We start from the raw sequence: 24934 nt of genomic DNA, 5'->3' as shown, positions 1-24934 counted from the left end.
ACCTGGGCGCTCTCTGCATCACCGGCCAAACCAGGTTGATTACTTCAGAAAAACCAATCAACCCGACAAAATAAACCTAACCCCCAGGCTTTATCCGACACAACCACTGACAGCCCACCTATTCTCTCCTATCCTGAAGCAACACATTAACTTCAACCCACAGGAAAGGATGACCTGCACATGATTCCAAGTACCATGAAAGCCATGGTCCTCACCGGCCACGGTGACATCGACAAACTGGTCTATCAGGAGGTTCCCACGCCCGAGCCCGGTGCTGGCGAAGTATTAGTGCAGGTAACAGCCACCGCCAAGAACAACACCGACCGCAAGGCGCGAGAGGGGCTCTACCCGACCAAAAAAGGCGAGATGACCTCCTTCCAGATGGGAGGTAAGCCAACGCTGATTTTCCCACGGATTCAGGGGGCCGATATCGCCGGTCGCGTCGTCGCCGTTGGTGAGGGAGTCGATCAGAGCCGCATCGGTGAGCGGGGCCTTCTGGATTTCAACATCTACGCGGACCAACGCCGGGATATCAACCTGACACCGGACTACTACGGACACGGTGCAGATGGCGGCTATGCCGAGTATGTAGCCCTGCCCTCAGACCAGTTTCACCGAATCTCAAATCCGGAGCTGGCCGATGCCGAGCTTGCCGCCATGGGCATGTGCTCCTACCAGACCGCCTACCACATGGTCACGTCAGCCAAGGTCAAGGCGGGCGAGCGAGTACTGGTTTCCGGCGCCAGCGGCGGGGTCGGTACCGCACTGATTCAACTTTGCCGCATCGTCGGCGCCATCCCCTATGCTGTGAGCAAGCAGGACAAGGCCGATGCACTGCTGGAGCTGGGCGCCGAAGCGGTACTGGATCGCTCAGACTTGGATAGCTTTGTGGACCGGGTCAAAGCGGCTACCGGCGGCAAGCCGATCGACGCGGTGATGGATCTGGTGGGTGGCGAAATGACCGACCGCTTCATCGACAGCATGATCTTCGATATGAATAGCCGTTCCACTTACCCAAGACTCAGCATCGCCGGTGCCAGCGGCGGCAATATCAGTGAGATTCTCTGGACCCGCATCTACCTCTATCAGGTGCAGATTTTCGGTGTATCCCATGGTACCCGCGAAGAAGCGGAGCAGTTGATGACCTGGATCCGCCACGGCCAGCTTAAACCGGTACTTCACGGCGCTTTTAAACTCTCCGACTTGCACCATGCCGAGACATATTTCATGAACCGGGGCAGTAACTACCTGGGCAAGATCGTAATTGTTCCCGACAGTCAGTGGAATGAACATGGCAAGCCGTTTGCGCTGGAGAACGCCTGATGAAACAGGAACTGACGATTCAGCTAATGGATACCCATGCCGGGGGTGATGTCAGCCGGATCGTGACCGGCGGGATTATGCCGCTGCCCGGTAACAGCGTGCGGGCACAGATGGAGTATCTAAGAGATGACGCCGACGGCCTGCGCCGGTTATTGCTTGAGGAACCCTACGGTATACCCGAGATGTCAGTGGACCTGCTGGTCCCACCGACAGACCCGCGTGCCGCCGCTGGCTACATCATCATGGAGGTAATGGGTTATCCGATCTACTCCGGTTCCAACACCATCTGCACCGCCACCGCCGTACTGGAGACGGGCATTGTCCCCAAGCAGGAGGGCAAGCAGCAGTTTATGCTGGAATCACCCGCCGGCCTTGTTCAAATTGAAGCGACGGTACGTGACGGCGTTGTAGAGGCGATCACCTGCGAGGGTCTGCCCAGCTATATCCACACTTACAGGGCAACCATCGATGTCCCCTCCCTGGGCGAGGTTACCTACAGCGTGGCCTACAGCGGTGGCTTTTATGCACTGGTGGATGCCAAAGCGCTGGGATTCGATCTGACCCTGGACGAGGAGCGCACGCTGGCCCAAACCGCCCATGCCATTGTCGAGGCGATCACGGCCGAACGTGGTTTTTCCCACTACACGCTGGGTGATGTGGGCCCCCTGCCCTTCCTGCATTTCATGGGTCCGGTTGAGCATGTGGCAGAGGGCTACTTCCGGTCCCGCTCGGCCACCTACGTGCACCCCGGGGTAATCTGCCGCAGCACCACCGGCACAGGCACATCGGCCCGTCTGGCGCTGATGAACTACGAAAACAGCATCAAGCCCGGTGACCGGCTGGAAACTATCTCACTGCGCGAAACCGGCTTTATCGGCCAGCTCAGCGCTGTAGAGCAGGAAGGCGAATATCAGGTCGTCAAAAACAACATCACCGGTAAAGGCTACGTAATTGCCCGTTCCGATATAGTCGTCAACTGTGATGACCCGATGGTCACCTGCGCCAGCCTTCGCCACATCCTGTCCACACAACACCCGGAGCCGGAAGCCTGAAGGGGCTTCCGGCATGTCGAACGGCATCGCCTGCCTGATATCCTCAACCAGATTGCGCATCGCTGGTTGCGTTGCGTTGCGTTCAGTCATTATCCGCGCAGAGACATCGCGACATTTTTCATCACTTGTTCCACATATACGGTTTTTTCACCAACGGGAGCAACATAGTCAATCGCCTCTTCAGCCGCCTGCCGGTTAACCAGACGCCCGATAAGCCAGGCAGCCATATAGGTTGATGCCAGGCAGCCACCAGCCGTGGCAATATTACCCTGCGCAAAGAAGGCCTGATCGAGCACACGGATCCCTTGTTGTTCTACCCAGGGGCGCGTGGTTACATCGGTACACGCGGGCACCCCCTCAAGCAACCCGAGACGCGAGAGTATCAGCGAACCCGAACACTGGGCGCCGATTAATTGCCGGGAAGGATCCAATGAAAGCCTTTCCAGCAGCCTCCCGTCCTTGGCGATCTCTCTCGTTTTACTGCCGCTCCCAATCAGCACGGCATCTGCACTGGAAGCTGACTCAAGCGATAGATGGGATTTCATTACCACCCCATTCATCGACGTTACAAACTCATCAGGGCTCGCGATCAACACCCGCCATCCCGGCAGTTTGATCCGGTTCAAGACACCCAACGCAATCAGGGAATCGAGCTCGTTGAAGCCATCAAATGTAACGATAGCGATCTGCATAGCCACCTCTGTCTCTCAATAGATAGTCAGAGTGCAGCCTAAAGCCTAAAATCATTACATTAAAATTATTGTAATGGATACAATCCCTCATGCGACCCTCCCGTTACAAACAACTGGTTGACCGGTGTGCTCTGGATATACGGTCGGGCAAGTTTCCCCCGGGCACACAGCTACCGACTCACAGGGCTTTCGCAAGCCAAGAGAAAATTGCACTGGTTACCGCCACCCGGGTTTATGCCGAGCTGGCCAAAATGGGACTGGTCAGCGGTGAAAAAGGCCGAGGGACCTTTGTCAAAGAAACCCGCTTACCGCCAGGCCACGGCATGGATCAACAGGCAGTTCCCAGCGACACGCTCGATCTCAACTTCAACTCCCCCCTTCTGGACGGACAAACCGACGACTTGAGGGAGGCCTTAAAACAACTGGCCTACTCCGGTGATCTGGAGTCGGTCCTGCATTATCAGCCCCATGTAGGTCGCCTCCATGAACGGCAGATTTTTGCCCGGCACCTGAGTCGCAGGGGGCTCAGGGTAGATGCCCATCAGCTGCTTGTAACCAGTGGCGCACAACACGGCTTGGCCCTGGCCTGCATGACCCTGCTGGAGCCGGGCGATGTTGTCGCCGTGGATGAATTGATCTATCCAGGCTTTAAAACAGTGGCGCAGGCGAATGGGCTGGAGCTTGTGCCTTTCTCATCAAATGAAACCGGCCCGGATTTGAATGCATTGATGCAGCTTTGTCGCACCCGACGCGTAAAAGCCGTTTACACGATGCCGACGCTGCACAATCCGCTGGGCTGGGTATTAAGCCAGTCCGACAGAGAGATGCTGGTTTCAATCGCACGCTCCTACCACCTGATCCTGATTGAAGACGCTGCCTACGCGTTTCACGCGGCGTCAGCGCCCCCACCGCTGGCCTCTATAGCACCTGAGCGCACCCTGTACATATCCGGGTTTTCGAAGAGTATCGCCACCGGACTAAGGGTGGGATTTTTAACCGCGCCTACATGCTGGATCGGGAAGTTGGAGCGAGCCATTCGCGCTACGACCTGGAATACGCCCGCTCTGATGACCGCATTGGTCGCCCGGTGGGTGCAAGACGGTACCGTATCCAGACTGGAAGAGGCGAAAAGAGCGGATGCCCGTGCCAGACAGGAGATCGCCAAGAAGGTGTTTCAGGATTTCCATTTTATTCACCACCCCAACGCCTATTTCCTCTGGCTGCCTCTCCCTCCGGACGCGCGAGCCGACCGCATCACAGCCAACCTCCTGGACGGCGGTATTTCAGTCTCCACCGCCCAACCGTTTGCCACCACAAGCCATACTCCTCAAGCGCTCCGCATAGCCTTGGGCTCGGTGAAAATGAGCCAATTATCAGACGCGCTGATTGTCATAAGGGATCAGGTGGAAGCCGATGTGTACGGCCTGGGTGCCCAATAATGCATCTATCCTACTGATTCACTTTACAAAATTGAGCAATAGAGGCATCTTTAAACCGTCCCTCGATGTTTATTATCAGCGTCAGCAGTACAGGCTTGGCCAAGCCAACTATAAATCCATGCATTTGGCCACGACTTGAAGCTATAAAAAGTGCGACCTGGCTTTACCGAACGTGAAACTCCAGCAACGCGTATAGCCGTCCATACCCCTGCACGGAAAGCGGCCCTGCTCATCGCACACCCGGGCCAATCTGTCTTTCCTGTAGTGCGGCGTGTGCTGACAAACCATCATTTCATTGTGGGAGAGGGAGATGTTTGCCGGAAAACGACTTCAGGAAATGGCGACACATATCGCCGACGGCATCAACCAGATCATGGAAGGACGGCCCCCGCAGTCGCAGGGCGCAGACGCTTACCCCGTCCTTGGCAAGGCACTTGAAAGGCTTCATCACGGCTGGACGGACTTAAAGGGCCGGGCAGGTGAGCCCCTGCGTGAAAAACAGCAACTGGAAAACCAACTCGATGAGCTTAAAGCTGAACTCCGGGACCTAGCGGACCAGCGTGAACGCTATCGCCTGGAGTTAGAAAGTACGCGCGCAGAACTTGAGGCCCGCGAGACCGATCTTAAAGTGTTCCGCCAGGAGCAACAGGTCTGGGACTTGATCAAGGGCGCGATGGTCGAGGGCAGCTGGGACTATCTGGTGGTGGATGGCGACCCGGATCACCCGGACAACATACTGCGCTGGTCTAAAGAGTTTCGGGATCTGATCGGCTATACCGCTCAGGAGTTTACCGATGGCTGGGATGCGTTTGAACGGGTTACCCATCCCGACGACTGCAAACAGGTCTTCGAAGAGTTTGAGAAATTTGTGGCCAGCACCGACCCAAATGCCGATTACGTCGTCGAATACCGCATGAAACACAAAACCAAGGGCTATATATGGTTTCGTGAACGTGGCCTCGGGCTGCGCGACGAAGAAGGAAAACTGTGCCGTGTCGTGGGGGCGACCCGTGATATCAGCGATGAAAAGCGTGCGGAAGAGCTTCACCAGCGTGAATTGGGGGTGATGCAAAACACATACGAACAGATATCGGGTGTCGTTGATGTTATTCGCGCTATCGCGGATCAAACCAACCTGCTGGCACTCAATGCGGCTATCGAAGCGGCACGGGCAGGTGAAACCGGGCGTGGATTTTCCGTGGTAGCCGATGAGGTCAAGCTGCTGGCCGGACGAACCCGCGACGCCACGCAAAGAATTCAAGATATGCTCAATCAATTCCGGCAGCAGGTGGAATAGCTTCCGCGCCCCAATCCTCGCCCAAGCCAAACAGAGCCTGCCAGTCTTAACTGCAGGCTCTCATCACGTGTACTCCCTCCTCGGTCTGACCTCATAAAGAAACTCCCTAATTCTTCTGATGGCCTGGACTGGATCCTGTTCCGGTCCGTTTCTTGCTGATTTCTCTCTTACTCAATTCACAGTTCTCTACTGAACCCGAGTCAGGTTATCGCTGAAATGAACAGTCTGACGGCTCACCCATTGCTGCTGCGGCTGGGCTATTGGCCAATAAACACAAGGGTTTCAGAGAGTTGCACAGGGGGAAACGCTCATCCGGAAAGAATCATTTAACACTGACTAACCAAACCAACTGTCATCGAATGAGGTGAAACCTGTTACTGGATCGAAATCCGGTAGGGTGAACTGTGGCCGCAACACGTCGTAATGGCGGCAGCACTTTTCCTCATTCAACGCATACCCGCATTTTCGAGCTTTGCACACTGCACGAGCGGGTTTGTTACGCCCTGACATCAGCAAATGCTGAGCTTTGTAAAAGAGCGGCAGGGTTGCATGTTGCCTAAAAACTGGAGAAACAGAATGATTATTCAGACCAGTAGTATTCATATGAGCTCGGAACATGAGAAAAACGAACTCAGAACAACATCCCGCTTACTGGACGCAGAGTCAGCGAATAACGGCTTTGGTCTTCGACTACAGGAGCTGCTGGCAAGCAGCCCCGAATCTGAGGCGTTAAGGGGTGCTCAGATGTTCGGCTTCAGCCTTAGCCAATCCAGCACCCAATCGATGAACTTCAGCTCCGCGCTTTTAGCGACCCCAGACGGTGCCCGTTTCCAGCCCGTTGAAAATGAGGGCGATAGCGACAAAACAGAGCAAGAGAAAATCCGGGCTCTGATGTGGTACAGCCTGCTGCATGCACTTAATCCTCAAAACAAAGCACTAACGCGTATCGATGATATCGAACTCCCGGATCAGCCAGCTGCAGAGACAACCGCCTCGGACGCCGGAGAGGTCATCGCATTACGCCCAAAATCCCTGCAGATGAGTTTTCGTGCGACAGAAACCATCGAAGAGTATGAGTGCACAAGTTTCAGTAGCTGCGGTTCGGTTTCAACCGCCGACGGCAAGACGATCGAGTTTGATCTTAACCTGACCATGGAACGCAGTTACTCAGAAACCCGGGAGGTCGAAATGACACAGGAGGTCGTCTTCACCGACCCCCTGATTCTTAACTACGCGGGTAACCACGCGGACCTGACCAACGAAAAGTTTGAGTTTGACCTGGACGCCGACGGAAATACCGAGCTGATCAGCTACCTTACCGGCAACAGCGGCATGCTGGCCCTCGATAAGAATAACGACGGCATCATTAACGATGGATCGGAGCTCTTTGGCGCACTGACCGGCAACGGTTTTGCAGAGCTGGCGGAATACGATGAGGATGGTAACGGCTACATCGACGAAGCCGACTCAATCTTTGAGCAACTGATGGTCTGGAACAAAACCCCAGATAATGACTCGCTGGAGACGCTTGCATCCCAGGATATCGGCGCGATCTATTTAGGATCCAGCGAAACCCCGTTCGATATCAAGGGCGAGGGTAATCAACACAACGGCAGAGTCAAAAACAGCGGTGTTTACTTCACGGAAAATGGTGGCGTGGGCACTGTTCAGCAGATCGATATGGTTGTTTAGGCGTCACCACTGGAGCGGGGCCTTCGGGCCCCGACTCATACCCATCGATGAATCAAGACGACCCGCCTAAAAAATCCAGGCGATCATCAGCCAGAAAACAAGGAAAAAACCGAAGAAGCCCATGAGGATAAACTGAATCTCCCCCAGCAAACCGTCACCCGAGGCAAATGCAAACACCAGCAGAGTAGCAACGGTAACGAAAAAGGAGATCACAGCCGCTGTTTTCAACCCCAACCCCGGTGCGAAATGCACGGCGACGACCTCCGACAGCGCGGGCAGCATCAGCATGATCGCCACGCCCAGCAGAAGCGCCAGCGAGATCAGGACGATCGCAATCTTGCGGGATTCGTTCTTGTCCTTGTTATCGGATTCGCCAACCATTTCGCCTACCCGCCGTTCTGACGCGCCTTGATCAGCTCGCGCACCCTGTTCGGGTCCGGCAGCCCCTTCACGTTGATCTCCGGATCATCACCTGCGGTAAAGATTTCCACCGACCCCACACCGAAAATACGATTAAAAAAAGACTGTTTCACGGTCACCGTTCGCACACTGGTGATGCCGATCTCTGAGCGCTCTTTGCTAAGCAGTCCTTTCTCATAAAGGATGTCGTGTTCGGTCACCGACAGCTTGGACGCCTTGGTCTGCAGATACCAATAGAGCAGAATAATAATGCCGATGCCGAAAGCCGGAATCAGCAATATCGAAAGGATAAACCCAAGCGGGTTGTTCTTGAACATGACCGGATTTTCGGAGTAGAGCTCACTCATCTGTTGTCTCCTTGAGCACCTGCGTTTCACATCCCCTATTGATGCCCCGCTAATACTGTAGGAGTTCACCGCCCTTGTCACGCCGGAACCGCCGGAAAGTCGAGCACGCCGAACCGACGTACCCCAGGTACGGCTCAAACAGCTCTAACGCAGTCCTGAGCTGCGTTAAATAGAGTTCACTCGCGCAGTTCTATCTCACCCCGGGCCAACCGCTGTTTATAGATCGCTTCCAGCTTATAGTAATCCAGCTGCAGTTCGAAGAAACCGTGCCAATGGGCATAGTCGGGGCCAGCCATCAAGGCACCGTGGCGCGCACGACGCCCTTCATGATGCCAGAGGTGGTAGAAGGTAATCTGAAACTCGTCGGCCCACGGATTCTCCAGCAACAACCCTTTGGATTCCAGGTCGTCCAGCATCTTCTTGGCAGGATCGTAATACTCGACGTTATACAGCTTGACCGCCTTATCGCCCTGGGCAAAGAAACCCTCTGTGTGGTTCTCGCTGTGGCAAGCCGAGCAAACCTGTTTCATCTTCTCACGCCCCTGAGGCCCATTACCCAAGAGCGGACTCAGCACATCGGTGGAGTTTCGCATCTCCGAGCGCTGAGCCCAGAGGTTCCAGTACAGGCGCTCACTGACGTTGTGGGTACTGGCCAGATCACCGACGCCACTCATATGACAGGTGGCGCAGGTCGGGGCACGATAATCACCCGGTTCCCAAGCGCCAGCCGGTTCATCCCAGCTCCATTTGTGCCCTTCTGTCGCGTAGATCTGGCCATGCTTGCTGTTCTCGTACACCTCTATATCGGGATGGTCCGGGCCCAGGTGGCAACTGGCACAGGCCGCCGGCTGACGCGCCTCCTCCAACGAAAACTTATGGCGTGTATGACAAGCCCCGCAGTTGCCGGTGCTGCCATCCGGATAGATGTTACCCATCCCGGAGTTGGGCCATGTGGTTGGATCCGGGGTGCCATCTTCATTCAGAGCAAGTTCGGTACCGTGGCACTGCATACAGCCGGTCTCACCCGGAGCCCCACCCAGCTCCTCGTTGTTGCGCCCTTCGTGAAATTTCACCAAGGCATGCAGGCTGTCCTTGGGAATGATCTGGTGATAGGAGCGGAAGTGTCCGCTTTCATTGAACTGGGCCTGTTCCTCGGCATGACAGCGCCCGCAGGTGTTGGGAGAGACCAGCGGCGTAATGTACACACCCTGAAGCCCCTCCTCATTATGCAACTGAGCATCGGGCTGGGATTTGCTGACCGCATGACAGTCGTTACAACCAACGCCTACATGACTGTGCCGACTGTCCTTCCAGTCGGCAACAATGCCGGGTTGCTCCTCCTGGTGACAGGCCACACACTGCTTATCCAGCTCGCTCAGCCCCTGAGTAAATGCCAGTGTGCGAACCTGGGCCATGTTCACGTTCTCATTCTGAGCCTGTAAGGGAAGGCTCAGCAGCAGTAACACGGCTGCAAACATTCCGATTAATGAGCGGGATTTAAGGGGAACCATGGGCACATCCTTTTTCTTATTGTTCAGGGGTTAGCGGTAACAGAGGGTGGACGATTCAGGCGTTCGTGGGTCAACAACGCCTGAGTCAAATCCCGGTGGCCCACGTTATGGCAGTCGATGCAGGTCTTATCGACCGCGCCCTGAAAATAGGGCTTGTGGGCGACGAACTGGACACTGTTGCTTTCGCTGCCGCGCTCGAGACCGTTATGACATTTGAGGCAGCCGGACTCATACACGTACTCGTGAGCGCGTTCACGCTTGGCATGCCAATCCACATCGTCGGCGCCGATGACAAACTCCTTCCAGACATCCCAGGCGCCGTTGCGTGCTTTCATGTAGAGGTAATTGACGGTGCTGTCGTGGGGCAGGTGACAGTCGGTGCACAGCACTTCGACACCGGTGGTGGAGCGCCCACCGTGACTGCTGTTAAGAAAAGAGATCTGCATCGGCACCATGCTGTGACAGCTGCCGCAGAATGCAGCATCGGAGGTAATATGCAGTGCCTTATCGGTAACCCCCCAGGCCAACACGGTCGCGAGACCAAGAAGCCCAAGTATCAGCAGGATTTTCACCGCCTTCAGCATGGGATGAATTCCCTTTCTTATTAGATGGCTATTAATTTACTGACACTATAGTCAAGTTATCTCAGGCCGCCAGGTGAGGCTGTAGATCAAACAAAAAGAGCCCACCGATCACTCGGCAGGCTCTTTACTCAGTCGTCGCTGTAATTCAGCTTAGCGGAACACAAACTCTCCGGCTTCCACATCCACACCAACCTCGGTACCCGGCGCGTAGTCACCAGAGAGGATTTTCTGTGCCAGCGGGTTCTCTATCCACTGCTGGATCGCACGCTTGAGCGGGCGCGCACCGTAGATCGGCTCGAAGCCAACCTCCACCAGCTTGTCCAGCGCGGTGCTGGTCAGGCTCAGGGTCAGGTCACGCTCAGCCAGACGTTTGCGCAGACGCTCCAGCTGAATGTTGGCTATGCCGGCCACCTGGCTCTTACGCAGGCTGTGGAAAACCACCACCTCGTCGATGCGGTTGATCACCTCCGGACGGAAGTGGGTGCCCACCGCCTCCATCACCGCCTTTTTCATCAGATCGTAGTCGTCGTCCTCGGTGTAGTTCTGGATCAGATCCGAACCCAGGTTGGAGGTCATGACCACGATGGTGTTGCGGAAGTCCACGGTGCGGCCCTGACCATCGGTCAGGCGGCCATCTTCCAGCACCTGCAGCAGGATGTTGAACACATCCGGGTGGGCCTTTTCCACCTCGTCGAGCAGCAGCACGGAGTACGGCTTGCGGCGCACCGCTTCGGTCAGGTAACCGCCCTCTTCATACCCGACATAGCCGGGAGGCGCACCGATCAGGCGAGCCACGGAATGTTTCTCCATGAACTCGGACATATCGATGCGTACCATCGCCTCTTCGGTATCGAACAGGAAGCTGGCCAACGATTTACACAGTTCGGTTTTACCCACACCGGTTGGTCCCAGGAACAGGAAGGAGCCATTGGGGCGGTTCGGGTCGGCAAGACCGGCACGTGAACGACGCACGGCGTTGGAGACGGCGGTGATCGCTTCATCCTGGCCGACCACACGCTGATGCAGCGCATCTTCCATCCGCAGCAATTTTTCACGTTCGCCTTCGAGCATCTTCGCCACCGGGATGCCGGTCCAGCGGGAGACGACCTCGGCCACCTCCTCTTCGGTCACCTTGTTACGCAGCAACTGGTGTTCGGTCTGGGTCTGCTCGGCGCTGTCGGCAGCCTGAAGCTGCTTTTCCAGCTCCGGAATCTTGCCGTACTGCAGCTCAGACATCTTACCCAGGTCACCGGCTCGGCGAGCCTGCTCCATTTCGATGCGGGCCTGATCGAGCTGCTCTTTGACCTGAGCCGCCCCCTGCAGGGTGGCCTTCTCGGCTTTCCAGATCTCCTCGAAGTCGGAGTACTCTTTTTCCAGCTCGGCGATGTGGCCTTCCAGCTCACCCAGACGTTTGCGGGACGCCTCATCCTTCTCTTTCTTCAGCGCCTCACGCTCCATCTTCAGCTGGATCAGACGGCGGTCGAGACGGTCCATTTCCTCCGGCTTGGAGTCCATCTCCATACGGATGCGGGAAGCCGCTTCGTCGATCAGGTCGATCGCTTTGTCCGGCAGCTGACGGTCGGTGATGTAGCGCTGGCTCAGCTTGGCCGCCGCGATGATCGCCGGGTCGGTGATATCCACGGCATGGTGCACTTCATAGCGCTCTTTCAGACCACGCAGGATGGCGATGGTGTCCTCCTCGGACGGCTCATCGACGATCACCTTCTGGAAACGGCGTTCAAGCGCCGCATCTTTTTCCACATACTGGCGGTATTCGTCCAGCGTTGTCGCACCCACGCAGTGCAGCTCGCCACGGGCCAATGCGGGCTTGAGCATGTTCCCGGCATCCATGGCACCCTCGGCCTTACCGGCACCGACCATGGTGTGCAGCTCGTCGATAAACAGGATGATCTGGCCTTCCTGCTTCGCCAGCTCGTTCAGCACACCCTTCAGGCGCTCCTCGAACTCGCCACGAAACTTGGCACCGGCGATCAGCGAACCCATATCCAGCGCCAGCACGCGCTTGTGCTTCAGGCCTTCCGGCACCTCGCCGTTGACGATACGCTGCGCCAGGCCTTCGACGATGGCGGTTTTACCCACACCGGGCTCACCGATCAGCACCGGGTTATTCTTGGTACGACGCTGCAGCACCTGAATGGTACGGCGGATCTCATCGTCACGGCCGATCACCGGGTCCAGCTTGCCGGACTCGGCACGCTCGGTCATGTCGATGCAATACTTATCCAGCGCCTGACGGCTCTCCTCGGCGTTCGGATCGGTCACCGCTTCGCCACCGCGCACATTTTCAATAGCGGCCTGCAGCGACTCACGGGTAACACCGGCCTCTTTCAGTACCTTGCTGGTATCGCCCTTATCTTCCAGCATCGCCAACAGAACCAGCTCGCTGGCTACAAACTGGTCGCCACGCTTCTGGGCCATCTTGTCGGTGAGGTTGAACAGACGTGCCATGTTCTGGGACAGGCGGATCTCGCCATCGGGGCTGGAGACCACCGGCAGACGTTCAATCGCTTCACCGATCTTGCGGGTCAGCGAGCCCATCTCGGCACCCGCCTGTTTAAGAATCGGGCGCACGGATCCACCACGCTGCTCGAGGAAAGCAGCGAGCAGGTGGATCGGCTCGATCATGTTGTGGTCTTTGCCGATTGCCAGTGATTGAGCATCGGCCAGGGCCTCCTGGAGTTTGGAGGTGAATTTATCGGGACGCATAGGCTCTCCTTTTGAACTCAGTGCGCCGGAAAGGACTCCGGTATTTCTCTGTTACCCCTGTAAATGAGGGTAGTTTCCCCAGTCTTCAAGAGCCAACCGTATAAAAATTAGCCAGAGCGCATATAAGTTTTCGCGGAAAGACTGCCATAAGCGCGTTAGACTAACCAGCAGATAACTACCCGCAGGAGGTCATATGAACCAGACAATTCATCCATTCCACCTGGCATTTCCGGTCCGAGACCTGGAGCAAGCCCGCCGTTTTTATACCGAGGTACTTGGTTGCAGCGAGGGCCGCAGCGCGCCGGGCAAGTGGTGTGATTTCAACTTCTATGGCCATCAGATAGTGGCCCATGTGGCGCCTGAAGAGTGCGGGTGCGAGGCGCTCAGCACTGTGGATAACCATAAGGTGCCGGCCAAACATTTTGGTGTGGTATTACCTATGGCTGAGTGGGAAGCCCTGGCCAACAAGCTGAAAGCGGCTGGCACAGAGTTCGTTATCGAACCCTATATCCGGTTCAAGGGAGAAGTGGGCGAGCAGGCTACTATGTTTTTTCTTGATCCGTCCGATAATGCCATTGAGATCAAGGCATTCAAAAATCTGGAAACGCTGTTTGCGACGTAGACCATGCCTCGATACTGCTGACTTATTACTGTCATGAGCTGTCGAGTACAATGTGTCGCCGGTCACAGAAGCAGGACCGGCGCAGCGTGACCGTCGACTGACAGACTCGCTGAACACTGACTTGTCAGCTTGAGCCCGATTTTTAACAGAGTCGGGTTTTCTTTTTTCTTCCCCTTCCGCAATGACCCGACCTGGACTGGTCCTCCCTAGCGCCAAAATCAATTACTAGAACTTTGTTCAGTTTTTGATTAATATCCCAATAAATAAAATCCACATTCCCAAAGGTCGATCACTGTGAAAAGCCAGAACACCACATCAAGCCAGATCAGTTGTGACTTGCTCGTCGTCGGATCCGGTGCTGCCGGGCTCTCTGCCGCCGTTACCGCTGCATCGCACGGCCTTAAAGTGGTCGTTGTGGAAAAGGACGAAACCTTAGGTGGCGCCAGTGCCTGGTCCGGCGGTTGGATGTGGGTTCCGGGTAACCCGCTCGCTCGGCGCGCCGGGATCAAGGAGGACCCGCAACAGCCTCGCACCTACCTGAAGAATGAACTCGGTGATCGCTACAACCCCGAACGGGTGGATGCATTCCTCGATAACTGCCCCTACATGGTGGCGTTCTTTGAGCAGCGAACCGAGCTGCAGTTTGTCGATGGCAACGCGATTCCCGATATGCACGGCAATACACCGGGTGCCGCAACCCAGGGCCATCAGGTGATCGCCGCACCCTATGATGCGCGTAAAATCGGACCACTGTTGAAGCGGCTGCGCAAAACCATGCGTGAGACCTCGTTCCTGGGGATGCCGATCATGGCAGGGCCAGACCTGATGGCCTTCTTGACCATGACCCGTTCGCTGAAGTCCTTTATCCACGTCAACAAGCGCTTTTTACGTCACCTGTGGGATCTGACCCGCCATGGCCGTGCCATGCACCTGGTCAACGGGGTGGCACTGATCGGCCGACTGGCTAAATCTGCCGAAAAACTTGGCGTGCAGATGATCGAATCCGCGCCGGCCAACGAACTGATCTTCGATGGCGACAGAGTCACAGGCGCACTGGTGCAAACCAAGGAAGGTATGGTAGCTATCAACGCCGCTAAGGGTGTGGTGTTGGCAGCGGGTGGTTTCCCCAATGATATTGATCGACGTAAAGCGCTGTTCCCACGCACACCCACCGGGCATGAGCACTTGGCGCTACCACCCAAGAGCTGCTCCGGCGACGGTCTCACGCTGGGAGAGTCGGTCGGTGGCGAGCTGGTCACCGATGTCGCTTCTGCTGCGGCCTGGGCCCCGGTCTCGAAAATCCCCTACCCGGATGGCAGCGTGGGTCACTTCCCTCACATTATCGATCGCGGCAAGCCCGGGATTATCGGCGTCGTTTCCACCGGTAAACGGTTCTGCAATGAAGCGAACGGCTACTACGACTATACCTCGGCCATGATTGCGGCGGCCCCTGAAGGTGAAGAGGTCGCCTCCTGGCTGATCTGTGACCATCACTTCCAGCGCCGTTACGGACTGGGCTACTCACGCCCCTTCCCGCTGCCGGTTGGTCCCGCCGTGCGCAGTGGCTACCTGAAGCGCGCGAAAACGATCCAGGAACTGGCGAACGTCTGCGGTATCGATCCGGAAGGCTTAACCGCCACGATCAAGACCTTTAACGACAACGCCCGCCGTGGCGAAGATCCAGAGTTTGGGCGTGGCACCACGCCGTTCAACCGCAAGCAGGGTGATCCGCTCAACTCAGGGCCAAACCCCTGTGTTGCACCGATCGAGAACGGGCCTTTCTATGCGGTGAAAGTGCAGCCAGGCAGCTTTGGCACCTTTGCCGGGCTTCAGACCAACGCTCAGGCGCAGGTACTCAACAGTGCCGGTGAAGCAATCCCGGGCCTCTATGCGGCGGGGACCGATATGGCCAGCGTGATGGGTGGCTTCTACCCGTCTGGCGGGATCAACCTGGGACCGGCCATGACCTTTGGTTATATTGCGGGCCGTCACGCCGCCGGCGCCACTGACTACGAATGCAAGATCGACTGACCCGGATTGAGGAGAAAGTGGCCAGGCGCTAGCCCGGCCACTCCAGTATTACCTTACCGGATTCGCCCGAGCGCATGACATCGAACCCCTGCTGAAAATCGTCGATGGCAAAACGATGGGTAATGATCGGAGCCAGGTTGAGGCCGGACTGAATCACCGAGGCCATTTTGTACCAGGTCTCAAACATCTCTCGCCCGTAGATTCCCTTGATAATCAGCCCCTTGAAGATCACTTCGGTCCAGTCGATAGCCATATCAGCGGTGGGAATCCCCAGCATGGCAATCTTGCCACCGTGATTCATGGCGCTCAACATAGAACGAAACGCCGGTTCCGCGCCGGACATCTCCAGCCCCACATCGAACCCTTCGCTCATCTGCAGCTCACGCATTTTTCCGTCCAGCGACTGTTCCGCCACATTGACCGTATGAATAACCCCCATACGTCGGGCGAGTCCCAACCGATAGGGGTTCACATCAGTTAACACCACATGCCGCGCGCCCACGTGCAGCGCGATGGCCGCCGCCATAATGCCGATGGGACCGGCACCGGTGACCAGCACATCCTCGCCCACCAGATCGAATGAAAGCGCCGTGTGCAGGGCATTGCCGTAGGGATCGAAAATAGCCGCCAGGTCATCCGATATATTCTCCGGAATTTTGAACGCGTTGATAGCAGGAATTGCCAGATATTCGGCAAAGGCCCCCGGACGGTTTACGCCCACCCCCACCGCATTGCGACACAGATGGCGTCGGCCCGCACGGCAGTTACGACAGTGGCCACAGGTAATATGACCTTCACCGGAGACGCGGTCGCCGATTGAGAAGCCCTCTACCTCGGATCCGATCTCCACCACTTCACCCACGTACTCATGCCCCACCGTCATGCCAAGCGGGATGGTTTTACGGGCCCAGTCATCCCAGTTGTAGATATGCACATCGGTACCGCAGATCGCGCTCTTGTGGATCTTGATCAGCAGATCATTGTGACCCACCTTGGGCCGCTGGGTGGTATGCAGCCATATGCCCTGCTCCGGGTGAAGCTTTGCCAGTGCCCGCATCAGATCACCCCCAACTCACGGCCAATCCGAGAAAATGCCTCAATGGCCCGATCCAATTGCTCCCGGGTATGGGTCGCGGACATCTGGGTTCTGATCCGTGCCTGCCCCATGGGCACCACTGGGTAGGAGAACCCGATCACATAGATACCCTCTTCCAGCAGTTTTTCAGCCATGGCACCGGCCAGCGCTGCATCACCGATCATCACCGGGATAATCGGATGATCAGCACCACCGAGGGTAAATCCGGCACTGGCCATTTCGCCTCTGAAGTAGGCGCTGTTCGTTTTCAGTTGCTTACGCAGCTCACCACCCTGGGACTCAACCAACGCCAGCGATGCCAGTGTGGCCTGCACGATGGGCGGCGCCAGCGAATTGGAAAACAGATAGGGCCGTGAACGCTGTCGAAGCCAGTCGACGATCTCTTTTCTCGCAGCGGTATAGCCACCCGACGCACCGCCGAGCGCCTTACCAAAGGTACCGGTCAGGATATCGATGCGGTCGGTTACGCCGTGATACTCCGGTGTGCCTCGCCCCGTATCGCCCACAAAGCCAACGGCATGAGAATCATCCACCATCACCAGCGCATCATAGCGCTCGGCCAGGTCACAGATCGCCGGCAGGTCGGCAATAACACCATCCATGGAGAACACACCGTCGGTGGCGATCAACCGTACCCGGCAATCCTGCGTTGCCTTGAGCTGCTGCTCAAGCTCGGCCATATCGTTGTTGGCATAACGATAGCGCTGCGCCTTACTCAAGCGCACGCCATCGATAATGCTGGCATGATTCAGTGCATCACTGATTACCGCATCCTCTTCCCCAAGCAGAGTTTCGAACAGCCCGCCGTTGGCATCAAAGCAGGAGGAATAGAGGATACTGTCTTCCATCCCAAGAAAGTCAGCCAGACGTTGCTCCAACTGCTTGTGGATATCCTGAGTGCCGCAGATAAAACGCACAGAGGCCATGCCAAAACCGTGTTCATCCAGCCCCTGCTTGGCGGCCTCTATCAGCGCCGGATGATCGGCCAGCCCCAGGTAGTTGTTGGCGCAGAAGTTGATCACCTGACGCCCGCCACCGAGCGTGATCTCCTGGGCCTGGGCCGAAGCGATCTGACGTTCCTGCTTGTAGAGTCCTTCACGTTTGAGCTGCTCACTCTGCTCGGCCAGCGTTGCCAGAAACTGCTCCGCTTTCATCGCCCCTCCCACACATCAGGTCAGTCTGATGTTAAAGATAGACGCTCAGATGATGGACGCCCTACCGCTAGGCAAACTGCCCGCTGACCAGGTAGAGCGTGTAGGCTCCATAGGCGGCCAGCAGGATGCCGCCCTCCAAGCGGTTGATCCGCCCCATCCGCTTGAAGCCGTAGCCAAAGAGAAACAGGGAAAAGGTCAGCGCAATCATCACCGGCATATCCCGCGACAGAACTTCGGGCACCACTGCCATCGGGCTGATGGCACCGGCGATCCCCACCACGGCCAGGGTATTGAACAGGTTGGAGCCAATGATGTTGCCCAGGGCAATATCATGCTCGCCCCGGCGGGCAGCGATGATGGACGAGGCCAGCTCCGGCAGCGAGGTACCGATCGCCACGATCGTTAAACCGATGATCAGATCGCTGACACCCAACGCCAGGGCGATCTCCACCGCGCCCCAGACCAGCGCACGGGAGCTGGCGATCAACAGGATCAGGCCCAGCACCAGCCAGAACACCGCCTTGCGTAGCGGTAGTTCATGTTCCACCAGCTCCTGCTCCATCTCGCTCTGCAGCGCGTCATCCTGGCTTTTCGTGCCTGCCCGGATGGTCCAGGCCATCAGCAGGCCAAACGCACCCAATAGCAGAACCGCATCCATACGACTCAGAAAACCATCCCAGAGCAGCCAGGCGGCAAACAGGGTTATACCGCTGAGCAGCGGTAGCTCACGGCTTAAGATCCGAGAGTGTACCGCGATGGGACTGATCAGTGCCGTTACCCCCAGAATCAAAGCGATATTGGTGATATTGGAGCCGTAGGCGTTACCCAACGCGATACCGGGGTTGCCCTGTAGAGAGGCCAGTGCAGAAACCAGCATCTCCGGGGCCGAGGTGCCAAAACCTACCACCACCATGCCGATCAGCAGGGCCGACATACCAAAATGCCGCGCCGTGGCCGCCGCGCCTTCCACAAAGCGCCCGGCGCTCCAGACCAGAACGACCAATCCACCCACCAGGGCGGTTAATGCCAATCCCATACGTTTTCCTTAAACACCAGCATTTGAAAATCTGACTGGCAGATAGCCTAGTCAAGCCACGCCTACTTCACCTAACTGCAACATTGATTTGATACATATGAATTTCCATATATATGGCTTAGCATATATATAAGCAAGCAGATTTTGAGTGGTACTGAATAATGACACCGGTGGAGCTGTTTAAGGCGTTAGGCGACCACATCCGACTCACCAGCCTGCTGCTCATCGAGCAGGAGGGAGAGTTATGCGTCTGCGAACTGACCTGTGCGCTGGATGAAAGCCAGCCCAAGGTTTCCCGCCATTTGGCCCTGCTGCGTCGCAGTGGTGTTTTGGCGGACCGTCGTGCCGGTCAGTGGGTGTTTTACTCCCTTGATCCGCAGATGTCGCCCTGGATTCACCGGGTATTGAAAGAGACCGCGAAAGCCAACGCCGACTATCTGGCCGAAAGCCTGGACCGCCTCCATACCATGAAGGAGCGTCCGGGCAGAAACCTTTGCGCGAGCAACAGCTAACCACCCCCGAGACAGCAAAAAGGACGGACTGAATCATGGGTATCTTCGAGCGTTACATGACCCTCTGGGTCGCGCTTTCCATCCTCGGCGGCGTGCTGCTCGGCAACCTGGCACCGGGCCTGTTCGCCCAGGTGGCCGGGCTTGAATTCGCCCATGTAAACCTGGTGGTTGCGCTGTTCATCTGGGTGATGATCTACCCGATGATGGTGCAGATCGACTTTAGCGCCATTAAAGATGTGGGTAAACGCCCCCGAGGACTGATTCTGACGCTGGTGGTGAACTGGCTCATCAAGCCATTCACCATGGCGCTGCTCGGCTGGCTGTTCTTTCGTGTTCTGTTTGCCGACTGGGTCGACCCGCAAAGCGCCAGCGAATACATCGCCGGTATGATCCTGCTCGGGGTGGCTCCCTGCACCGCCATGGTGTTTGTCTGGAGTCAGCTAACCAAGGGCGATCCGAACTACACGCTGGTACAGGTCTCGATCAACGACATCATCATGGTGTTTGCCTTTGCCCCGATCGCCGCTTTTCTGCTCGGCGTCAGCGATATCCAGGTGCCCTGGGAAACCCTGCTGCTGTCGGTGGTGCTCTACGTGGTACTGCCGCTGGTCGCCGGGATCTGGACCCGGCATCAGCTTGAGCGCGGCAGCGACGGCGCCCGGGTGGATGCCTTCGTGCACCGGCTTAAACCCTGTTCGATTCTCGGTTTGCTGGCCACTGTTATTCTGCTGTTCGGCTTCCAGGCCAATACCATTCTGGCCCAGCCACAGACCATCGGTCTGATCGCAATTCCGCTGCTGATCCAGACCTATGGCATCTTCGCGCTCGCCTATGCCGCCGCCCACTGGCTACGCCTGCCGCACAATATCGCGGCGCCCGCCTGCATGATTGGCACCTCCAACTTCTTCGAGCTGGCCGTGGCGGTGGCGATCTCACTGTTTGGCCTGCACTCCGGCGCGGCGCTGGCCACCGTGGTCGGCGTGCTGGTGGAGGTACCGGTGATGCTGTCGCTGGTCGCTTTTGCCAACCGGACGCGGCACTGGTTTGGGAATTAAGGTGAGGAGTTAAAGCATGTTTGAGATCTTCACCCAGCTGGCCGACTGGCTGGTGTATCGACTGATGGGGCTATCGCCGGACACCAAGCTGGGCGATGCCCTGCACTTTTTTGTCGAGGATGTGAGCAAGATCTACGTGCTGCTGGTAGTGATGATCTATCTGATCGCCCTGGCACGCGCTTCGCTCAATGTGGAGCGAGTGCGGGACTTTCTTGCCGGTCGTCATCGGGGGGTCGGCTATGTGCTGGGCTCCGGCTTCGGTGCTATTACACCTTTCTGCTCCTGCTCCAGCATCCCGGTGTTTCTCGGTTTTACCTCGGCCGGTATTCCGGTGGGCATCACCATGGCGTTTCTGCTCACCTCGCCGCTGATCAACGAGGTCGCGGTATTGCTGCTGATGAGTCTGCTGGGGTGGAAGTTCACCCTGCTCTACGTGATTGTCGGTATGGGCGTTGGCATTCTTGGTGGCCTTTTTCTGGATCAGATCCGTGCCGAGCGCTGGCTGCAATCCTTTGCTCAGAAAGCCTTGGAACGCGGCAGGCAGCACCAGCAGCCGACACAGACAGGCCCGGTTGAAAAGCTCGCATTCAGCGAGCGCCACCGCTTCGCGAAAACAGAAACCGGCGAGATCTTCGGCCGGGTCTGGAAGTGGGTGATCATCGGTGTTGGCCTTGGCGCTGCCCTGCACGGCTTCGTGCCGGACGGCTGGATCGAAACCCACCTGGGCGATGGCCAGTGGTGGTCGGTACCGGCGGCCGTGGGGCTGGGCATTCCGCTTTACTCCAATGCCACCGGCGTGATTCCGGTGATGGAGAGTCTGATCGTCAACGGCTTACCCATCGGCACAACGCTGGCGTTCTGCATGAGTACCGTAGCCGCCAGTTTCCCGGAGTTCATCCTGCTCAAACAGGTGATGCAGTGGCGTCTGCTGGCGATTCTGTTTGCGGTTCTGCTGACAGCTTTCACGCTGGTGGGCTGGATATTCAATCTGCTGACGCCCTTTATCTGAGCGCCGGCAACGCGAGGTAAACACCATGAAAGAGATAAAAGTACTGGGCAGCGGCTGCAGCAAGTGCATCAAGACCGCGGAAATCATCAGCAAAGTTGCTGCCGAAGTGGGCACCGATGTGAATGTCATTAAAGAGACCAACCCGGAAGCGATCATGAACTACGGCGTAATGAGTACACCGGCCGTGGTCATCGACGACCAAGTTGTCCACAGCGGCAGTATTCCCAGCCAAGACGCGATTCGCGGATGGCTGAAGAGCTAAAGAGCCAGGACGCGATCCGCGACAGGCTCTCCTGACGTTATTCATTCAACGAAATTAAGAGTATGTGTTATGGCCAAGATCAAGATCGGAATCAACGGGTTCGGGCGCATGGGGCGCCTGACTTTTCGGGCCGCCTGGGAGCAAACTGAGATCGAGTTTGTTCATATCAACGACCCGGCCGGGGATGCCGCCACCCTGGCCCACCTACTCAATTTCGATTCGGTCCACGGACGCTGGAACCATGAGGCCAGCGCCGAAGGAAACAGTATCCTGATCGATGACCGGCGCATCAGCACCAGCCGCAACAAGAGCATCGCCGAAACCGACTGGTCAGGCTGCGACCTGGTGATCGAAGCCTCCGGTAAAATGAATAAGAAGGCGCTTTTGCAGGCCTACCTGGATCAGGGCGTCAAGCGCGTGGTGGTGACCGCACCGGTGAAGGAGGAAGGCGTCCTCAATATGGTGATGGGGGTGAACGACGACCTGTACAACCCAGCTGAACATACGATCGTTACCGCCGCCTCCTGTACCACCAACTGTCTGGCACCGGTGGTCAAGGTGATCCACGAAGCGCTGGGCATCCAGCACGGCTCCATGACCACCATCCACGATATCACCAATACCCAGACCATTCTGGATGCGCCGCACAAGGATCTGCGCCGGGCGCGGGCCTGCGGCATGAGTCTGATACCGACCACCACGGGATCGGCCACGGCGATCACCCATATTTTCCCGGAGCTGAAGGGCAAGCTGAACGGCCACGCCATCCGCGTCCCTCTGGCCAATGCCTCGATCACTGACTGCGTTTTCGAAGTGGCCCGCGAAACCAGCGCAGAAGAGGTCAACGCCCTGCTCAAGGCGGCTGCAGACGACGAGCTGAGCGGCATCCTGGGTTACGAGGAGCGTCCGCTGGTCTCCATCGATTACAAAACCGATCCGCGCTCCAGCATCATCGATGCGCTCTCCACCATGGTGGTCAATGGAACCCAGGTGAAGATCTACGCCTGGTACGATAACGAGTGGGGCTACGCCAATCGCACGGCGGAGCTGGCTTTGAAAGTTGGGCGGATGGATCAAGGCTAATCTGGCACGCGCTCCACAGAGACCGGGAGGCTTCATGTTGATAACCGTAGGGCGCCACGGATGGCGCCGTCCGAGCGAACAGGGATGTGACAGCGTGTCGTCAACATGATGCCTGCCGGTCATACACCACTACCGAGTCTACATTTAAAGCAGGCTTTATATGCTGAGTCACCTCTCCCCCGCCATTCGCCAGTACCTGATCGTTACCGGTAACTACTGGGCCTTTACCCTCACCGATGGCGCCCTGCGGATGCTGGTGGTGCTGCATTTTCATGAACTGGGCTACGCGCCGCTGGAGATCGCACTGCTGTTTCTGTTCTACGAGATCTTCGGCGTCATCACCAACCTGGTGGGCGGCTGGCTCGGCGCGCATCTGGGCCTTAACCGAACCATGAATATCGGCCTGGCTCTGCAGGTGGTGGCACTGGCCATGCTGTTGGTGCCTGCGACGATGCTCACCGTCCCCTGGGTCATGGCCGCGCAAGCCCTTTCCGGCATCGCCAAAGACCTGAACAAGATGAGCGCCAAAAGCTCCATCAAACTGCTGGTCCCGACCGATGCCCAGGGCACGCTCTATAAGTGGGTGGCACTGCTTACCGGCTCCAAGAACGCGCTCAAGGGGGCCGGCTTTTTCCTGGGCGGTGCGCTGTTGATGGGGCTCGGTTTTGCAGGTGCCGTAGCGGCTATGGCAGCTGCGCTAATGTTGGTCTGGATCATCAGCCTGATACTGCTGCGCAAGGACCTGGGCCGGGCGAAAGCCAAACCCAAGTTTCGCGATGTTTTCTCCAAAAGCCGGGCAATTAACATTCTGTCGGCGGCTCGCCTGTGTCTGTTTGGTGCCCGGGATGTCTGGTTTGTGGTCGCCCTTCCGGTCTTTCTTTCGCAAACCCTGGGCTGGAGTCACTGGCAGACCGGCGGTTTTCTGGCCCTGTGGATTATCGGCTACGGCATGGTACAGGCGGTGGCCCCGCGCATTACCGGAAAAGCCGACGACAAAGTGCCGGATGGGCGCAGCGCCTTGGTCTGGGCCGCGCTGCTCAGCGCCATTCCGGCACTGATTGCGCTGGGCCTGGGCTTGGCGATCAACCCGGCCATCCTGCTGATCGGCGGATTACTGCTGTTCGGCGTGCTGTTCGCCATCAACTCCTCTCTGCACAGCTACCTGATAGTGAGCCTGGCGCGGGAGGATGGCGTATCCCTGGATGTGGGTTTCTACTACATGGCCAATGCCCTGGGCCGGCTGCTCGGGACGGTACTCTCCGGCTGGGTGTTTCAGGCTGCGGGGCTTGGCAGTAACGGTCTGGCCGCATGTCTCTGGATCTCTGCAGCGCTACTCCTACTCACCACCTTGATCTCGCTGGCTTTGCCCTCAGGAAATGAGTAAGGGCCGGCGACTGGCATTCTGACTGTGCTGGCATATTCTGTAGTCAGAAGGTGTAACCTAGGAGGCACACATGCAGATCGATACCTTCCGCGACATTATCCACTGGACCCGGGCTTACCACCAGCAGCTCGCGGACTGCCTGAGCAATAGCAGCACCGGCCAATCCAGCGAAAAAGCACGGATTCTGTTGGACTACCTGGCCGAGCATGAGAGCAAACTCTCCGATGCGCTTCGCGCCTTCGAAGAGACCGACAATTTAAAGGCGCTCAATACCTGGGTGATGGAATTTCTCAACAAGAAACCGATCAAGCCACTGAACGAGCTCGGAGCCCCGTTCGAAAACCTGTCTGCGGAAGAGATCATCAGCAAGATCGAGGAAGAGCACAGTCAGATCGTTGAACTCTACAAGTTCCTGGCCAGCCGAGCGGTTGCCACACCGGCTGTGGACCTGCTGGAAGAGCTGGCGGCCCTGGAAAAACATGAAGCGATGCGCCTCTCAAGTGCGTCCAATCTGCTGGGTGATATTTAAGGGTGTATTGAGTGGCGCGCCCCCAAATATGGACTACAATGAAGTTAGACGGCAGTCGCAATGCTCACCCGGCTTCA

At 57.1% G+C, this 24934-nt stretch carries 22 protein-coding genes and 1 pseudogene; 14 read left to right on the top strand and 9 right to left on the bottom strand.

The features are described from left to right. Positions 1 to 180: 180 nt before the first annotated feature. Together G403_RS0111070 and G403_RS0111065 are read left to right on the top strand one after the other, a co-directional pair. Positions 181 to 1323 carry a zinc-binding dehydrogenase gene (locus G403_RS0111070; protein WP_027854059.1) on the top strand — a complete coding sequence of 381 codons (1143 nt, stop codon included), beginning with the start codon at positions 181 to 183 and terminating at the stop codon, positions 1321 to 1323. Next, entirely contained in the window at positions 1323 to 2375 is a 1053-nt protein-coding gene (locus tag G403_RS0111065) for a proline racemase family protein (protein ID WP_027854058.1), read from the top strand. The genes G403_RS0111070 and G403_RS0111065 overlap by 1 nt, the downstream gene beginning before the upstream one ends. An 89-nt stretch (positions 2376 to 2464) precedes the next feature. On the opposite strand, the gene G403_RS0111060 is transcribed toward G403_RS0111065, so the two are convergent. Further along, on the bottom strand, positions 2465 to 3067 hold the full coding sequence (locus G403_RS0111060; RefSeq protein ID WP_027854057.1) for a DJ-1/PfpI family protein: 603 nt from the start codon (positions 3065 to 3067) through the stop codon (positions 2465 to 2467). Between the two features lie 89 nt (positions 3068 to 3156). Between G403_RS0111060 and G403_RS0111055 the strand changes: the two genes are divergently transcribed. The 3 genes and pseudogenes from G403_RS0111055 (at position 3157) to G403_RS0111045 (ending at position 7495) form a co-directional block, all read left to right on the top strand. Further along, the gene (locus tag G403_RS0111055; protein ID WP_027854056.1) at positions 3157 to 4506 is read left to right on the top strand and encodes an aminotransferase-like domain-containing protein; all 1350 of its coding nucleotides are present in this window, start codon (positions 3157 to 3159) and stop codon (positions 4504 to 4506) included. 310 nt (positions 4507 to 4816) lie between these two features. Then, positions 4817 to 5791: pseudogene (locus tag G403_RS25825) on the top strand (methyl-accepting chemotaxis protein); the annotation flags it as partial. Between the two features lie 588 nt (positions 5792 to 6379). Further along, positions 6380 to 7495, top strand: coding sequence for a hypothetical protein (locus G403_RS0111045; protein ID WP_027854054.1), 1116 nt, complete (start codon positions 6380 to 6382; stop codon positions 7493 to 7495). 66 nt (positions 7496 to 7561) lie between these two features. On the opposite strand, the gene G403_RS0111040 is transcribed toward G403_RS0111045, so the two are convergent. The 5 genes from G403_RS0111040 to clpB all read right to left on the bottom strand — a co-directional run bounded on the left by G403_RS0111040 (position 7562) and on the right by clpB (position 13084). After that, positions 7562 to 7876, bottom strand: coding sequence for a hypothetical protein (locus tag G403_RS0111040; RefSeq protein WP_027854053.1), 315 nt, complete (start codon positions 7874 to 7876; stop codon positions 7562 to 7564). Between the two features lie 5 nt (positions 7877 to 7881). Further along, entirely contained in the window at positions 7882 to 8262 is a 381-nt protein-coding gene (locus tag G403_RS0111035; protein WP_027854052.1) for a PH domain-containing protein, read from the bottom strand. A gap of 176 nt (positions 8263 to 8438) precedes the next feature. Continuing rightward, on the bottom strand, positions 8439 to 9773 hold the full coding sequence (locus G403_RS0111030) for a multiheme c-type cytochrome (protein ID WP_211232676.1): 1335 nt from the start codon (positions 9771 to 9773) through the stop codon (positions 8439 to 8441). A 23-nt stretch (positions 9774 to 9796) separates the two neighbouring features. Next, positions 9797 to 10357, bottom strand: coding sequence for a cytochrome c3 family protein (locus G403_RS23005; protein WP_051298887.1), 561 nt, complete (start codon positions 10355 to 10357; stop codon positions 9797 to 9799). 150 nt (positions 10358 to 10507) lie between these two features. Next, positions 10508 to 13084, bottom strand: coding sequence for an ATP-dependent chaperone ClpB (gene clpB, locus G403_RS0111020; protein ID WP_027854050.1), 2577 nt, complete (start codon positions 13082 to 13084; stop codon positions 10508 to 10510). A 193-nt stretch (positions 13085 to 13277) separates the two neighbouring features. Here clpB and G403_RS0111015 point away from each other — a divergent pair, with 193 nt between their 5' ends. Together G403_RS0111015 and G403_RS0111010 are read left to right on the top strand one after the other, a co-directional pair. After that, positions 13278 to 13706 carry a VOC family protein gene (locus G403_RS0111015; protein ID WP_027854049.1) on the top strand — a complete coding sequence of 143 codons (429 nt, stop codon included), beginning with the start codon at positions 13278 to 13280 and terminating at the stop codon, positions 13704 to 13706. A gap of 294 nt (positions 13707 to 14000) precedes the next feature. Further along, positions 14001 to 15737: an FAD-dependent oxidoreductase gene (locus tag G403_RS0111010; protein WP_027854048.1), complete on the top strand. Its 1737-nt coding sequence runs from the start codon at positions 14001 to 14003 to the stop codon at positions 15735 to 15737. 28 nt (positions 15738 to 15765) lie between these two features. Here G403_RS0111010 and tdh read toward each other — a convergent pair whose 3' ends face one another. From tdh to G403_RS0110995, 3 genes are all read right to left on the bottom strand, one after another. Next, positions 15766 to 16794, bottom strand: a complete 1029-nt coding sequence (tdh, locus tag G403_RS0111005) for an L-threonine 3-dehydrogenase (RefSeq protein ID WP_027854047.1) — start codon at positions 16792 to 16794, stop codon at positions 15766 to 15768. Beyond that, the gene (locus G403_RS0111000) at positions 16794 to 17987 is read right to left on the bottom strand and encodes a glycine C-acetyltransferase (RefSeq protein ID WP_027854046.1); all 1194 of its coding nucleotides are present in this window, start codon (positions 17985 to 17987) and stop codon (positions 16794 to 16796) included. Before G403_RS0111000 ends, tdh begins: the two co-directional genes overlap by 1 nt. 67 nt (positions 17988 to 18054) lie before the next feature. Beyond that, positions 18055 to 19023: a calcium/sodium antiporter gene (locus G403_RS0110995; RefSeq protein ID WP_027854045.1), complete on the bottom strand. Its 969-nt coding sequence runs from the start codon at positions 19021 to 19023 to the stop codon at positions 18055 to 18057. 161 nt (positions 19024 to 19184) lie between these two features. On the opposite strand from G403_RS0110995, the gene G403_RS0110990 reads away from it, so the two are divergent. The 7 genes from G403_RS0110990 (at position 19185) to G403_RS0110960 (ending at position 24857) form a co-directional block, all read left to right on the top strand. After that, the gene (locus tag G403_RS0110990) at positions 19185 to 19535 is read left to right on the top strand and encodes a metalloregulator ArsR/SmtB family transcription factor (protein ID WP_036233480.1); all 351 of its coding nucleotides are present in this window, start codon (positions 19185 to 19187) and stop codon (positions 19533 to 19535) included. 35 nt (positions 19536 to 19570) lie between these two features. Then, positions 19571 to 20590, top strand: coding sequence for an ACR3 family arsenite efflux transporter (gene arsB / locus G403_RS0110985; protein WP_027854043.1), 1020 nt, complete (start codon positions 19571 to 19573; stop codon positions 20588 to 20590). Positions 20591 to 20606: 16 nt separating this feature from the next. Next, positions 20607 to 21599, top strand: a complete 993-nt coding sequence (locus G403_RS0110980; RefSeq protein WP_027854042.1) for a permease — start codon at positions 20607 to 20609, stop codon at positions 21597 to 21599. A 25-nt stretch (positions 21600 to 21624) separates the two neighbouring features. Continuing rightward, complete coding sequence (locus G403_RS0110975) at positions 21625 to 21861, top strand: thioredoxin family protein (RefSeq protein WP_027854041.1); 237 nt, start codon at positions 21625 to 21627, stop codon at positions 21859 to 21861. A gap of 69 nt (positions 21862 to 21930) precedes the next feature. After that, positions 21931 to 22944, top strand: a complete 1014-nt coding sequence (locus tag G403_RS0110970; protein WP_027854040.1) for an ArsJ-associated glyceraldehyde-3-phosphate dehydrogenase — start codon at positions 21931 to 21933, stop codon at positions 22942 to 22944. A gap of 160 nt (positions 22945 to 23104) precedes the next feature. After that, positions 23105 to 24328 carry an organoarsenical effux MFS transporter ArsJ gene (gene arsJ, locus G403_RS0110965; RefSeq protein ID WP_027854039.1) on the top strand — a complete coding sequence of 408 codons (1224 nt, stop codon included), beginning with the start codon at positions 23105 to 23107 and terminating at the stop codon, positions 24326 to 24328. Between the two features lie 70 nt (positions 24329 to 24398). Continuing rightward, a complete protein-coding gene (locus tag G403_RS0110960) occupies positions 24399 to 24857 on the top strand; it encodes a hypothetical protein (protein ID WP_027854038.1) in 459 nt (152 codons plus the stop codon). Positions 24858 to 24934 lie beyond the last annotated feature (77 nt).

The organism is Marinobacterium litorale DSM 23545, assembly GCF_000428985.1.
GTDB classification, from domain to species: Bacteria; Pseudomonadota; Gammaproteobacteria; order Pseudomonadales; family Balneatricaceae; genus Marinobacterium_D; species Marinobacterium_D litorale.
The sequence above is the reverse complement of the archived record's forward strand: the minus strand, read 5'-3'. Positions and strand labels throughout refer to the sequence as shown.